Annotated in this window: 12 protein-coding genes; 7 read left to right on the forward strand and 5 right to left on the reverse strand. The window is 72.4% G+C overall.

Annotated elements, in window-relative coordinates; genetic code table 11:
* Positions 1-247: 247 nt before the first annotated feature.
* On the reverse strand, positions 248-1,531 hold the full coding sequence (gene eno, locus PINTE_RS16325) for a phosphopyruvate hydratase (protein WP_068432910.1): 1,284 nt from the start codon (positions 1,529-1,531) through the stop codon (positions 248-250).
* 222 nt (positions 1,532-1,753) lie between these two features.
* Between eno and PINTE_RS16330 the strand changes: the two genes are divergently transcribed.
* A complete protein-coding gene (locus tag PINTE_RS16330) occupies positions 1,754-2,911 on the forward strand; it encodes an aminotransferase (RefSeq protein WP_068432912.1) in 1,158 nt (385 codons plus the stop codon).
* A gap of 18 nt (positions 2,912-2,929) precedes the next feature.
* Here the strand turns inward: PINTE_RS16330 and PINTE_RS16335 are convergent, their stop codons facing one another.
* Both PINTE_RS16335 and PINTE_RS16340 read right to left on the reverse strand, forming a co-directional pair.
* Complete coding sequence (locus PINTE_RS16335) at positions 2,930-3,856, reverse strand: MazG family protein (RefSeq protein WP_157087311.1); 927 nt, start codon at positions 3,854-3,856, stop codon at positions 2,930-2,932.
* 50 nt (positions 3,857-3,906) lie between these two features.
* Entirely contained in the window at positions 3,907-4,437 is a 531-nt protein-coding gene (locus PINTE_RS16340) for a hypothetical protein (RefSeq protein WP_157087312.1), read from the reverse strand.
* Between the two features lie 535 nt (positions 4,438-4,972).
* Between PINTE_RS16340 and PINTE_RS16345 the strand changes: the two genes are divergently transcribed.
* The 4 genes from PINTE_RS16345 (at position 4,973) to PINTE_RS16360 (ending at position 9,515) form a co-directional block, all read left to right on the forward strand.
* Positions 4,973-6,310, forward strand: coding sequence for a glycosyltransferase (locus tag PINTE_RS16345; protein WP_245643002.1), 1,338 nt, complete (start codon positions 4,973-4,975; stop codon positions 6,308-6,310).
* Positions 6,307-6,954 carry a TVP38/TMEM64 family protein gene (locus tag PINTE_RS16350; protein ID WP_084343704.1) on the forward strand — a complete coding sequence of 216 codons (648 nt, stop codon included), beginning with the start codon at positions 6,307-6,309 and terminating at the stop codon, positions 6,952-6,954. Before PINTE_RS16345 ends, PINTE_RS16350 begins: the two co-directional genes overlap by 4 nt.
* Positions 6,939-8,027: a glycosyltransferase family 4 protein gene (locus PINTE_RS16355; RefSeq protein ID WP_169798557.1), complete on the forward strand. Its 1,089-nt coding sequence runs from the start codon at positions 6,939-6,941 to the stop codon at positions 8,025-8,027. Before PINTE_RS16350 ends, PINTE_RS16355 begins: the two co-directional genes overlap by 16 nt.
* Before the next feature lie 96 nt (positions 8,028-8,123).
* Positions 8,124-9,515 carry a malectin domain-containing carbohydrate-binding protein gene (locus PINTE_RS16360; protein WP_068432918.1) on the forward strand — a complete coding sequence of 464 codons (1,392 nt, stop codon included), beginning with the start codon at positions 8,124-8,126 and terminating at the stop codon, positions 9,513-9,515.
* Here the strand turns inward: PINTE_RS16360 and PINTE_RS16365 are convergent.
* Positions 9,459-10,322, reverse strand: coding sequence for a glycosyltransferase family 2 protein (locus PINTE_RS16365; protein ID WP_068432920.1), 864 nt, complete (start codon positions 10,320-10,322; stop codon positions 9,459-9,461). The genes PINTE_RS16360 and PINTE_RS16365 overlap by 57 nt on opposite strands.
* 167 nt (positions 10,323-10,489) lie before the next feature.
* Here PINTE_RS16365 and PINTE_RS16370 point away from each other — a divergent pair, with 167 nt between their 5' ends.
* Entirely contained in the window at positions 10,490-11,854 is a 1,365-nt protein-coding gene (locus PINTE_RS16370) for a glycosyltransferase family 2 protein (RefSeq protein WP_084343705.1), read from the forward strand.
* 35 nt (positions 11,855-11,889) lie between these two features.
* Here the strand turns inward: PINTE_RS16370 and PINTE_RS16375 are convergent, their stop codons facing one another.
* Entirely contained in the window at positions 11,890-13,425 is a 1,536-nt protein-coding gene (locus tag PINTE_RS16375) for a lipopolysaccharide biosynthesis protein (RefSeq protein WP_084343706.1), read from the reverse strand.
* A 221-nt stretch (positions 13,426-13,646) separates the two neighbouring features.
* On the opposite strand from PINTE_RS16375, the gene PINTE_RS23985 reads away from it, so the two are divergent.
* Positions 13,647-13,843 (forward strand): hypothetical protein (locus tag PINTE_RS23985; protein ID WP_217996621.1); only part of this gene is annotated, 197 nt, incomplete at its 3' end.

Here is a 13,843-nt window from a genome sequence, read left to right on the forward strand (position 1 = left end):
CCGGTGGTCGGCGCGGTGGCGGGGGCCCGGCTCCCACGACGATCGTCCCGCCGCCCCGGACCGCTCGGTGCAGAGACCGAGCCGCGTCCGCGGCGACGGGACGATGAGGTGTCGGATCGACGTGAGGAGGCCATGAACCTAACCGGTCAGGCTGCGCACCCGCTCTCGCGGGCCGCAGGGCGTGCGGGCATGTGCCTCACCATCGTCTCGCAGGCGTTACCGGCCCGCGAGGAGCGAAACGCCGGTCTCAGGCTCCCTTGAAGCGCGGGAAGGCACGGGCGCCGGCGTACACGGCGGCGTCGTCGAGGGCCTCCTCGATGCGCAGCAGCTGGTTGTACTTGGCGACGCGCTCGGAGCGGGCCGGGGCACCGGTCTTGATCTGGCCGCAGTTGGTGGCGACGGCCAGGTCGGCGATCGTGGTGTCCTCGGTCTCACCGGAGCGGTGGCTCATCATGCACTTGTAGCCGTTGGTCTGCGCCATCGTCACCGCGTCGAGCGTCTCGGTGAGCGAGCCGATCTGGTTGACCTTCACCAGCAGCGCGTTGGCGGTGTCGGTGGAGATGCCCTTGGAGAGGCGCTCGGGGTTGGTGACGAACAGGTCGTCGCCGACGAGCTGCACCTTGTGGCCCACCTCGGCGGTCATCTTCTTCCAACCGTCCCAGTCCTCCTCGTTGAGCGGGTCCTCGATGGAGACGAGCGGGTAGGCGTCGATCCACTCCTCGTAGATCGCGATCATCTCGTCGGAGGACTTGCTCTGGCCCTCGAAGTTGTACGAGCCGTTGTCGAAGAACTCGCTGGCCGCGACGTCGAGCGCGAGCGCGACGTCCTTGCCCGGGGTGTAGCCCGCGGCCTGAATGGCCTCGAGGATGAGGTCGAGGGCGGCGCGGTTGCTGTCGAGGTTGGGGGCGAAGCCACCCTCGTCGCCGAGACCGGTGGCCAGACCGCGGTCGTGCAGCACCTTCTTCAGCGAGTGGTAGACCTCGGCGCCCCAGCGCAGCGCCTCCTTGAAGCTCGGCGCGCCGATCGGCGCGATCATGAACTCCTGGATGTCGACGTTGGAGTCGGCGTGCGAGCCGCCGTTGAGGATGTTCATCATCGGCACGGGCAGCACGTGCGCGTTCGGGCCGCCGACGTACTTGTACAGCGGGAGACCGGCGGAGTCGGCGGCGGCGCGGGCCACGGCCAGCGAGACGCCGAGGATCGCGTTGGCGCCGAGCTTGCCCTTGTTGTCGGTGCCGTCGAGCGAGAGCATCTCGTTGTCGACGAGGCGCTGGTCGGAGGCGTCGAGGCCGACGATCCGGGGCTCGATCTCGTCGAGCACCGCGTCGACGGCCTGCTCCACGCCCTTGCCGAGGTAGCGGCCCTTGTCGCCGTCACGACGCTCGACCGCCTCGAACGCGCCGGTGGAGGCGCCGCTGGGAACGGCCGCGCGAGCGGTCGTGCCGTCGTCGAGCAGCACCTCGACCTCGACGGTGGGGTTGCCGCGCGAGTCGAGAATCTCCCGTGCGCCGATTTCTTCGATGGTTGCCATCGAGACACTCCTGAATGAGGTTGCGGATTGGGGTCCTCGGATCGACAGGGATCCGGTTGCGCCTTGAGCCTACGCGGTCCGGGCTGGCCCCGGCGGGCTGACGGCCAGGCGGACCCGACTCCTCACGATGTGGACACCACCAGGTCATCCGCCCGGGCACGCTCGGGTACATCCGCAGACGCCGAGGGCGACGGCACCACGTCCGCACGGCACAGTGGGGGCATGCGCCTGAACACCCGCACCCTGGACGTCGTCGACTCCCCGATCACCGCGACCCTGCAGTTGCTGGACCGCCGGCGCGACGACCGCGAGCTGCTCAACCTCGCGCAGGCGGCGCCGCCGTACGGGCCGGCGGCGGAGGTTGTCGAGCACGTGCAGGCGGTCGCGGAGACCTTCGAGGGCAGCACGTACACGCCGGTGCCGGGGCTGCCGCACCTGCGGGAGGCGTTCGCCGCCGAGCTCGCCCGCGACTACGGCGGCCACGTCGGGCCGCAGAACGTGCTCGTCACGGCCGGCTGCAACCAGGCGTTCTGCCTCCTGATGTCGACGCTCGCGGAGCCGGGCGACGAGGTGATCCTGCCGCTGCCGTTCTACTTCAACCACGACATGTGGCTGCGGCTCGCGGGCATCCGGCCCGTCTACCTCGAGCCCGGAGACGGCCTCGTGCCGAGCCCGGAGACGGCCCGCGGCCTCATCACGCCGCGCACCCGGGCGATCGTGCTCGTCACGCCCGGCAACCCGACCGGTCTCACGCTCGACCCCGCGACGATCGCGTCGTTCGCCGACCTGGCCCGCGAGCGCGACGTCGCGCTCGTGCTCGACGAGACGTACCGCTCGTTCCGCGACACCGACTCCGCGCCGCACGACCAGCTCGCCCGCCCCGACTGGGGCGAGCACGTCGTCAGCCTGCACTCCTTCTCCAAGGACCTGGCGATCCCCGGCTTCCGGGTCGGCGCGATCGTCGCCGCGGAGGCGGTGCTGCGCGAGGTCGCCAAGCTCATGGACTGCGTCGCCGTGTGCGCGCCGCGCCCGGGTCAGGAGGCGGCGTGGGCCGGGCTGACCAAGGCGCAGGCCTGGCGCGCCGAGCGCAGCGCCGAACTCGCCGCGCAGCGCGCGGCCTTCACCGCGGCGATGGCGAACTCCCCCGGCGGCTTCGACCTGCTCTCCAGCGGGGCGTATTTCGCGTGGGTGCGGCACCCGTTCGCCGGCCGCGCGACCGAGGACGTCGTCGCCGACCTGCTCGTCGAGCAGAGCATGCTCGTCATGCCCGGCGACGCGTTCGCGCCCGGCGACCGCGGCGCCATGCGCTTCAGCGTCAGCAACGTCGACCCCGGCCAGGTCGACGAGATCGTCGCCCGGCTGGCCGAGGCGGGTCGCTGAGCTCAGGTCAGTGCCGGGTCAGGTGAGCCGCTGCTCCAGCGCGGCCAGCTCGTGCCGGAGGGCGGAGGCGGGCTCCTCGCCGGCGAGCGCGAGGGTCACGGCGGTGGCCAGCAGCGCCTGCGGCGAGCCGGGCTGGGCGCCGAGGTCGTCGATCGCCGCGCGCACCTCGTCGGCGCGACCGGCCCGCCGCAGCCGGGAGACGACCTTCGCGGTGCGCTCCAGCGGCGGCAGCCCGGCGGGGATCCCGTCGAACACGCCGGTGCGCTCGGGCTTCTCGGCGGCCTTGATGGCCTCCCAGTTGGCCTCCACGTGCGCAGCCGTCGGCGCGTGCACGTCGGCGAAGACGTGCGGGTGCCGGCGCCGCAGCTTGGTGACGATCCGGGCCGCGACGTCGTCGATGTCGAACGGCTCGGCATGCTCCTGCGCGACGCGGGCGTGGAAGACGACCTGCAGCAGCACGTCGCCCAGCTCGTCGGCGATGTCGCCGCGGTCGCCGCCCTCGATGGCCTCGGCGAGCTCGAACGCCTCCTCGGCGGCGTACGGCGCGAGGCTCTCGTGGGTCTGCTCGGCGTCCCACGGGCAGCCGCCCGGCGACCGGAGCCGGTCCACCACCTCGACGAGCTCCACAACGCCGCCGCCCAGCGGCGCCTGCGAGCCCACGATGACCATGGCGCCGCTCTCGCGCGGCGCGAGGTCGTCGGCCTCCGCGGGGGTGCACATCCACACGAGCGACCCGCGCCGCCGCCCCCGCAGCGTGTCGAACGAATCGGGAGCGAGCATGACGCCCTCGGCGGCGATCGCCGTCGCGTGCTCGGCGACCGCGCCGGAGTAGCCGATGATGTCGGCCTCCTCGATGACCTGCCACGCGGCCCGGGTCAGTTGCCCCGGGGCCGTCAGCGGGCTGCACGTGACGAACGCGAGCCACCCCGCTCGCCCGGCCGGCATCCCAGAAAGGCCCGGCAGGACCGGCAGCGACCCGGTGTCATCGCCCCATGTCACGGTGTCGGGTTCGCCTGCGGCGTGGCCGACTGAATCCAGTTCTCCTGCGGCGGCACGAGACCCTGACCCGGCTCGAAGTCCCCGTAGCGCGGGTTGACCTGGATGTCGGCGGCGGCCATCGTCTGCTGGATCTGCTGCACCGCGGCCTGGTCGAGTTGCTGCTGCGAGGACGCCGCCTGGATGTAGCGCACAGTCGCCTCGGACGGGTCGGGCAGCTCCTGCCCGAGCAGTTCGCGCACGCCCTGCTCGGTGAGCGCGGTGCCCTTGCTGCTCAGCGACTGCAGCACGTAGGGGCGCGCGACGAGCAGCGCCACCATCTCCGAGCGCGACGGGGCCTGCGCGCCCTGCACGCGGGAGAAGTCGGCCGCGATGTCGTCGAGATCGGACTCGTGGATGACCTGACCGTCGGTCACCGCGGCGACGCCCGGACCGGCTCCCGTGCCGCAGGCGGAGACGGATAGCGAGGCGGCCACGGCCAGCGTGAGCGCGGCCGCAGCGCGGGCCACGCGTGAGCGGTTTGCCTTCACGGGCGGATCTCTCCTTCGGGGTGGCGACCGGTGCGGCGGGCGACCGGGCCGCGGACGGGGCGGGTCATCGGCCATTCTCGCGCACACCGGCGCCGGATGGGCCACCGCGTGCCTGCGCGCCCGAGAACGGATCCGACGCCGGCCCGACGGGGGCGCATCGAGCCTCGCCGAGCGCACCCCCGAGCGCGAACGTGAGCGGAGATGTGAGCGGAAACGCCGTCGCAGCGCCCCGATTCATCCGAAAAACCCCGGATGACGTGGGTGGTGACCCGGAGTGGCCCCTGGACTCCGCCGTGTCGCCTGGGGCGCCGGCGGCGACCGCCATTAGCCTCGCCGGTGTGTGGGGAGACGCGGATCGGGGGTGCCGTCGCGGGCGGCGGACGACGGGATCGGGATGGCTGTGACGACCGCCGCCTGGGCGGCACCGCCCGTTCATCGCCACGTCATCCAACCCTGTGAAGCTCCTGACGAGGTCATGAGATCTCACACGTCGCCCACGGTGCCCACATTGCCGCGATTGCCCCAGGTGTCCCAGGTGTCCCAGGCGCCCTACGTGCCCGAGGCGCCCCGAGCGCCGCAGCCGGCCGATCGTCGCCACCGGCGCACGGACCGGCCCTGGCCCGTCCCCTCGAACGAATCGACGCTCACGCCGAAGCGGGTGCTGCTGCTCAGCGACTGCTACCGGCCCACGATCAACGGCGTCGTGACCTCCCTCGTCGACCTGCAGCGAGCCCTGCTCGACGCGGGGCACGACGTGCGCGTGCTCACCGTCGCCCACTCCAGCCCCGCGACGTTCGACGGGCAGGTCTACCGGCTCCCGTCGGTGGCGGCCGGAATCGTCTACCCGCAGGCCCGCATCGGTCGGCCCGTGGACCGGCGGTTGTTCACCGAGCTCGTGCGGTGGGGCCCGCAGGTGCTGCACACGCACACCGAGTTCGTCGCCTTCTGGTGGGCGCGGCGCCTCTCCGACTACCTCGGCGCGCCGCACGTGCACACCTACCACACGCTGTACGAGGACTACACGCACTACTTCTGCCCGCACGCGGGCATCGGCCGGGCGATCAGCGCCGGCCTCACCCGGGCCGCGATGAACCGCCTCGACCTCGTCGTCACGCCGACCGCGAAGATCCAGGCCCTGCTGCGCGGCTACGGCGTGCGCCGCCCGATCACCGTCGTGCCCACCGGGGTCGACCTCGGCCGGTTCGGCCCGAGCGCCCACGACGACCCGGCCACCGCCGCCCTGCGAGCGGCCCTGGGCCTCGAGCCGGGGCTACCCGTCATCCTCAGCGTCGGACGGCTGGCCGTCGAGAAGAACCTCACGGAGACCGTCGAGCTGCTCGCGAGCATCCGGCACCTGCCCTGGCAATTCGTCGTCGTCGGAGACGGCCCGCACGCGGGGGCTCTGCGCGACCAGGTCCACCGGCTCGGGCTGGCCGGCCGGGTGCGCTTCGTCGGGGCGGTGCCGCCCGAGCGGGTGCCGGCCTACTACCGGCTCGGCGACGGCTTCGTCTCCTCCTCTCGCAGCGAGACCCAGGGCCTGACGTACCTCGAGGCGCTCGCCTCCGGCCTGCCGGTCGTGTGCCGCGCCGACCCGTCGTTCGACGGCGTCGTCGTCGACGGGCACAACGGTCACCAGTACCGCGGAGCGGGCGACTTCGCCGACACGCTGTCCCGGCTCCTGCTCGACCCGCAGCTGCGGCGGCGGTGGGGGCGCGGGGCCGCGCAGACCGCCTCCGGCTTCGGGCTGCCGGTGTTCGCGGAGTCGATGCGCCGCGCCTACGACCGCGCGCTCGCCGGCCGCGCGCAAGGGCAGCGAGCGGCAGGCAACCCCCGCGCGGCCCGGTGGGCGGACCCAGAACGCCGCAGCGCATGACGGTTCAGGGGCCGGCGACGCCGCCGTCCGCGCCACCGGACGAGGCCGAGGTCGCAATCCGCTTCGCCCGGTGGACCAAGCGATTGACGATCCTCGGGTGGATCACCTGCGCGGCGCTCGTCGCGCTCGGTGTGTGGACCGGTGTGCTCACGTCGGTGCCGCGGCTGCGCGCCTTCCTCGAGGACTTAGGGGTGTGGGCGCCGCTGGTGTACACGCTCGTGTCGGCCTCCCAGTCGGTGGTGCCGGTGCTGCCGGGCGGCATCACGGTCATCGCGGCCCCGATCCTGTTCGGCCCGGTCGTCGGCAGCATCAGCAGTTACGCGGGCACGTGTCTGGGCTCGTTCGTTGTCTTCGCGATCTCCCGGCACGTCGGGCGGCCGCTGCTCGAGGAGATGTTCCATCGCCGCAGCGTGCGGCGTTACCTGGGCTGGCTCGATCACCCGCACTTCACCGCGTACTTCGCGGCGGCGATCGCGCTGCCCGTGGCCCCCGACGACCTGCTGTGTTATCTCGCGGGGCTGACGAAGATGCGGGTGCGCACGTACGTGCTCATCATCCTGCTGCTCAAGCCGTGGTCGATCCTCGCGTACAGCTTCGGGGTCATCGCGGTGCTGCAACGGTGGTTGCCGTGGCTCGGCGTGTGAGCCGGCGACCCGCCGGGTCGGCGCCGCGGGTGTGCCTGTACGAGGGGGCGGGGCGCCTGGCGCGCCGCAGCGGGATCGGGTCGGCGATGCGCCACCAGGCGGCGATGCTGCGCAGCGCGGGCGCGGAACTCGTGGCTCCGTGGGGGCGGCCGGACGTCGTGCAGCTCAACACGGTCTTCCCCGACAGCGTGCTGTACGGCGCGCTCGCCCGGGCGCTGGGCATCCCGGTGGTCGCGTTCGCGCACTCGACGCGCCAGGACTTCGAGGGCTCGTGGGCCGGCTCCGGCCTCGTGGCGCCGCTGTTCGAGCGCTGGCTGCGGCTCGTCTACGCCGTCGGCGACGTCGTCGTCACCCCGACTCCGTACTCCAAGCGGCTCATCGAGGGCTACGTGCGGGCACCGATCGACGTGCTGACCAACGGGGTCGACACCGAGTTCTTCAGCGGGGGTCCGGCGGCGCGCGCCCGGTTCCGCGAGCGAGCCGGACTGTCGGAGACCGAACCGGTGGTCCTCAGCGTGGGGCACCTCATGCCGCGCAAGGGCGTCGTCCAGTTCGTCGACCTGGCTCGCACGATGCCGGACGTGCGCTTCTACTGGGCCGGCACGGTGCCGCGCGCCGCGATGGACCCGCGGGTGCGCGCGGCGCTGACCGACCCGCCGCCCAACCTGCACCTGCTCGGGCACCTGAGCCCGGCGCACGTGCGCGACGCCTACGCGGGCGCCGACCTGTTCTGCTTCCTGTCGCACGAGGAGACCCAGGGCATCGTCGTGCTCGAGGCCCTCGCCTCCGGCGTGCCGGTGCTCGTGCGCGACATCGACGTGTACGCCGACTGGCTGCCCGACGGGGTCGCCGTGCGCAAGGCCGACACGACCGCGCAGTTCGCGCAGGTGGCCGACGAGGTGCTGTCGGGTCGGGCCCCGGATCTGACTCCGGCGGGGCGGGCGCTGGCCGCTGAGCACGACCTCCGGGCGATCGCGGGCCGGCTGCTGCACACACTTCGCGTGCTGAATTCGCCACCAACGGCAATTTCGTTGCGGGCGAGTGAAACTGCAAACGCGGCAAAGTCTGCGTAAAGCGCCCGTCAGCGGCGGGTATATCTAAAGGGCTTCAGGCCGCGGGGTTCGGGTCGATGGGTAGGCCGTCCCGGTCCCTCCCCCCGAAGGCCATTCATGCGCCCCTTGTTCACCCGAACAATTGCCCCTGCCGTGGCGGCTCTCGCCACGCTCGCCACGATTCCCAGCGTTTCCGTGGCCAATTCCGAAGCGGCCCAGGCTCGCACGCAAACCGCTCCCGCAACGGCGTCGGCCACCACCTCGCGGGCCGCCTCGACAGCCCCGAAGACCTTTCGCATGACGGTCAATCCGAAGGCCACGAAGGCCGCGGACGGCACCGTCTACGCCAAGCGCGAGGGCTTCGTCGGCGGCCGGTTCAGCAACGCGGAGATCCCTGCCGGTGGCGACGTGCGCGGCACCCGCGACGATGCGCTGTACCGGCCGGAATGGGTGTTCGCGCACGGCTGGCGCAAGGCCGTCGCGAACGGCACCTACGACGTCACGCTTAAGATGCGGGAGGCCTACTTCGACAAGGCCGGCCGGCGGGTCTTCTCCGTCGACGCCGAGGGCAGGCGGGTACTCACCGATGTGGACATCTACAAGGCCGTGGGCAAGAACCGCGCCTACGACCGCACCTTCCGGGTCGCGGTGTCCGACGGGCGTCTCGACCTGGGCTTTTCCGCCAAGGTCAACAGCGCCCTCGTGTCCGCCATTGTCGTCAAGCCCGTCGCTGCGGCGCGGCCGGCGGCGCCCGCACCGCAGGCTCAGGGCGTGACCGGCTCCTGGAAGCTGGCCTTCGCCGACGAGTTCACGGGCACCACGCTGAACTCCAAGATCTGGACCCCGCACCGCGGCCTGGAGCCGTACACCTACGGGCACCCGTACAACGCCGACCTCGACGCGTACGCCTTCGACCCCTCCCGGGTCTCGGTGCGCGACGGACACCTGCGCCTCTCGTGGGATCCGACCCCGCGCACCGTGCGCAACTCCAGCGGCCCACCGACCACGACATACCCCTACACGGCCGGGGTCGCGCACACGGGCAAAGGCTTCGCCTTCACGCACGGGTTCGTCGAGGCGCGGATCTGGGTGCCGCAAACACGCGGAATCTGGCCCGCCTTCTGGATGCTGTCAACCCCGGTCGACAAGAATTGGCCGCCGGAGATCGACATTGCCGAGATCATTCCGGACGACACCCCCGACGGCCTCGACAAACCGCATTTCAACTATCACTTCAAGGATTCCGCGGGCAACAATCGGCAGGCCCACTGGAAATGGTACGGGCAGGAAGGACGCAGCTACGCCGGAGCGTGGCACACGTACGGACTCTTGTGGGAGAAGGGCAAGCTGCAGGTATTCCTCGACGGCAAGCCCGGCCCCAGCTACACCGGCGCCGAAGTGACCAACGACCCGATGTACGTCGTGCTCAGTTCCGGCGTCCGCAAGGGGTACTCACCGGCCGCCGGCACGATGCTCGTCGACTACCTCCGCGTGTGGCGTCGCGGCTGACGCGAACATGCTGCGGCGTCGCAGCCGCCACGCCCACCACGTGAGCGGATAGCCGACCCTCGCGACGGCCGCGTCGAGCCGGCCCAACCCGTACCGCGGATCGGCGAGCACTCTGCGCATGAGCTCACGGTTCTCGCGGAAGTTCGCCTCCTCGTGGGTCTGCGAATGCGCCGCTCGCCCAATGCGGAACGCCGCCAGCGGCTCGGGCTGGCCGAGGAGGTCGCCGCGCCGCAGCAGCCGCAGCCAGGTGCCCAGATCGCAGGGGTAGACGAGGTCGCGCAGCCAGCCGCCGACCGCGTCGTAGTCGGCGCGTCGGAACATCACGGCCGCGGGCTCACCGACCGGGTTGATCCCCCAGCGCACGAACCGGCGCGCGACCTCCGGGCCGCCGTGCCGGCCGAGAAACCCGCGGAGCCCGGCGGGCCCGACCCGTCGGCCGTCGTCGTCGACGAACAGCCGACGGCAGGCGACCACGCTGATCGCCCGGTCGGCCAGCGCCGCGGACTGCGCGGCCAGGGCCCCCGGCAGGAGCAGGTCGTCGGCGCAGCACAACTTGACGTGCTCACCGGTGGTGGCTGCCACCGCGGCGGCGAAGTTCTCGGTCATCGGCACCGTGGCGGGCTGCCGCACGACCCGCAGGCGAGGGTCGTCGTACGAGGCCAGCAGGGCCGCGGTGCCGTCGGTGCTCGCGTTGTCGACGACCACGACCTCGAGATCGACACCCTCCTGGGCCAGCACCGACTCCAGCGTCGCGGGCAGGTGATGCTCGCCCTGGTAGGTCGGGATGCAGACCGACACAGTGGTCACGCGTGCTCCTCCCCCACCGTCCGGTCCGGCGCCGGTCGAACGCCAAGCCTTACTCGAATTCGCTTCAGCGGCAAGATCGGTGAGCTCCGGGCCTCGCGCAATGCGACCGGCCTGTGGCGCTCGCCCCGCCCTGGCCGCCCGGCTCGGAGCGTGCCAGGCTCTGCGTCATGCCTGCGCTCGAGCCCAGCGGTCCCCCGTTCCCCGACGCCCCGCCTCCCACCTGGCCCGGGGCCACGTGGATCGGTTCGGTCATCGTCGAACCCGACGCCGCGGCGACGGAGCCGGCGGCCGACACCGGCGGCGAAACACCGCTGCCGCACGGGCAGGGCTACTCGCGGGCCCGGCTCCTGGTGCGGGGCGCGACCCGGCTGTACGGCATGGCCACCGTCGACGTGCGCGACGGTGCGGTGCGCACCGACGAGCTCGAGCAGGCTGTCGACGCGGCGATCGCGGCGGCCCCGCCCGACCCCGTCAGCGACGACGTCGAGCAGGCCCCGACCCCGGCGCTGAGCGTCGTGCTGTGCACGCGCGACCGGCCCGAAGCCCTGCGGGTCGCGCTGGGCAGCGTGCTGGCTCAGGAGTATCCGGAGTTCGAGGTGATCGTCGTCGACAACGCCCCGGCCACCGATGCGACCGCGCGGGTCGTCGCCGAGCTCGACCACCCGCGGGTGCGACTCATCACGGAGCCGGTGCCGGGCCTGTCGGTGGCCCGCAACACCGGGGTGGCTGCGGCCTCCGCGCCGTGGGTCGTGTTCACCGACGACGACGTGCGCACCGACCCCGGGTGGCTGCGAGCCGTGGCGCGGGGCATCGCTAGCGGGGGCCGGCGGTGCGCCTGCGTCAGCGGCTTCGTGCCGACCGGCGAACTGCGCACTCCCGCGCAGGCCTGGTTCGACAGCCGGATCGGCTGGAACCGGGTGTTCGTCCCGCGGGTCTTCCGGCTCAGCGAACCACCGGCCGACCTGCCGCTGTTCCCCTTCCAGGTCGGGGTCTACGGGGCCGGTGCGAACTTCGCCGCCCGCCGCGACGTCATCGCGGCACTTCGCGGCTTCGACGTGCACCTCGGTGCCGGCACCGACACGAAGGGCGGGGAGGACATCGACTTCTTCTTCCGCGTCATCCTCGCCGGGCACACGCTGGTGTACGAACCGAGCGCGATCGTCTGGCACCGGCACCGCGACACCGACGACGCCCTCGTCTCCCAGGCCGTCGGCTACGGGCGGGGCTTCTCCGCCTGGGCGACGAAGACCCTGCTGTCTCCGGCCAACCTCGGCCGGGGGCTGTGGGCGGTGGCCCGTCGCGGGTCGCTGAACCTCAAGCCGCTGGCCGACTACCGCGATCCGATGTCGGCCGACACCCCGCCCCCGCCGGTCGGGGTCGATGTGCTGCGCGTCGAGCACCGCGCGACGCTGTCGGGCCCGCCCGCCTACCTGCGGTCGCGGCTGCGTCCCGCGGTGCGGCGGGCGCGGTCGCTGGTGGACTCCGCGCGCCGAGCCGCCGACGAGCGCATGTGCGCGCTGCGCCGGCGGTAAGTCGGCCCTGGGTCGGCCCTGAGTCGGGCTGCGCGTCAGGCCTTCTCGCGGGGCGCGCGGCGCAGCGGCTCACGCCCCTGCTGCAGGGCCCGCAGCGCGAGGAAGAACGGGATCAGGCACAGGCAGGCGAAGCCAAACCGCCCGAGGTTCCACGCCGTCGTCTGCGGCAGCAGCAACGAGAGCGCGGCGAGCGTGAGGCAGATCGCGAGCACCGTGAGGCTGGAGGCCGACGAGCGCTGGAAGCGGTAGCGCCGGGTGATCGCGTAGCGCAGCACGAGAGCCTGGACGGCGACCCCGACGAGCGTGCCGAGCGCGGCCCCGGCCAGCCCGAGCGGACCGAGCAGCGCGAACGTCACGACGAGCTTGGTGACCAGGGCGGCGAACGCCGCCCACGCCAGCGGCGCCGACGTGCGCATCGTCACGAGCATCCGCCCGGTCGCGCCCGCCGCGGTCGTGGGGATCGCGCCGAGCGCGACGATGAACACGACGATCGTCAGCGGTTCGAGCCGGTAACTCGGCGGCGCGAACACCCGCAGCAGCGTCGGCGAGGCCACCGTCACTCCGAGCACCGCCAGGCCCAACAGCCAGTACAGGCCGTCGCGGGAGACCCCGATGACCTGCCAGCGTTCGGACTCATCCTCGATGCTCTTCAACCGGGGCAGCCAGGCGCGGTTGAGGAAGGTGAGGATGAGCGCCATGACGTTGCCGACGGTGAACGCCACCTGGTAGCGGGCGGTCTCCGACTCCCCCAGCCAGCGCTGGATGATGAACCGGTCGCCGGCGCTGAGGATGAACTGGCTGAGGCTGGCGAACACCAGCGGCAGCCCCAGCGCCACCGCGGATCGGATCAGCGGCACGTCCCAGACGCCGCGCCACCGCGGCCGGGTCCAGTTGAGCCCGAGGCAGAACGCCGTCACCTGACCGATGACGCCGCCCCAGGCGTAGACGATCGCCGAGCGGTCGAGGAGGAGCAGCAGCGCCATGCCGAAGAGCTGGCTGCCGACGGTGGAGAACAGGCTGACGAGCGTGAACGGCCCCAGCCGGTCCTCGGCCTGCAGCAGCGACTGGACCATGATGACGGCCGCTCCGGGGGCGGTCCACAGCAGCGTGACCAGCACGATCCCGCCGCCGGAGGGAAAGCCCAGGGCCGGTGCCCACCACTGGCTCGTCAGCGCGGCCAGCAGGGTGACCAGGGCCGCGTAGAGGATGCCGGCGGCGAGCAGACTCCGAGCCTTGGTGTCGTCGTCGCGGTCCTCGACGCGCTGGATCTCCAACGCGTTGTCCAGTCCGAACACCGCCAGGAGGCTGAGCAGCTGGAACAGCGCGATCGCGGCCGACAGCGAGCCGAACTCGGGCAGGTCCAGCAGCCGGGCGAGGATCGGCGAGACGACGGTCGCGACGACGGTCTGGCTCGACCACACGAGCACGTAGAGCATGCCGCGGCCGAACAGGTCGCCCTGCCCGCCTCGAGTGCTGTTCGGCTCCGGCCCCGAGACAGACGGGCCGCCCGCCGAGCCCGCCGGCACGTCCGGGCCGACGCCGTCCGGAACGCCACCGCCGGGGGCGGTCATCGGGCTCCTGCCGCAGTGCCCGGGAGGACGTGTCGGGTGTCGGCAGGGCGCTGCCGATCGCGAGATTCGGGGGCGGATACCGGGTCGACTGCCGCCAGGGGTGGGGGCGTCACACTGTTCCTTCCGCTGGTCGGCCATCGGGGCCAAAGCCCGAGCAACGCCACATGCTAAGGCATTTCGCGTTCGGCACAGAGATGTGAGCGGCTCCGCGGACGCCTACGATGGCGGCCGGATCATCGCCTCACCACCGCCCCACCATTCGGGAGGTCGTCATCGCCGCGCTGAGACTGCCGGCCGTCGCACCGTTCGCCGCCCCCGGTGACGCACCGTCGTGGACCCCCGGGCCATCGCGCCGACGCCTCGGCCTGCTCGCGCTCGCCGGGGCTGCCGCCGGACTGCTCGCCGCCGTGCTGCCGCC

Origin of the sequence: Piscicoccus intestinalis NBRC 104926 (genome assembly GCF_001515525.1) — a bacterium.
GTDB lineage: Bacteria > Actinomycetota > Actinomycetes > Actinomycetales > Dermatophilaceae > Kineosphaera > Kineosphaera intestinalis.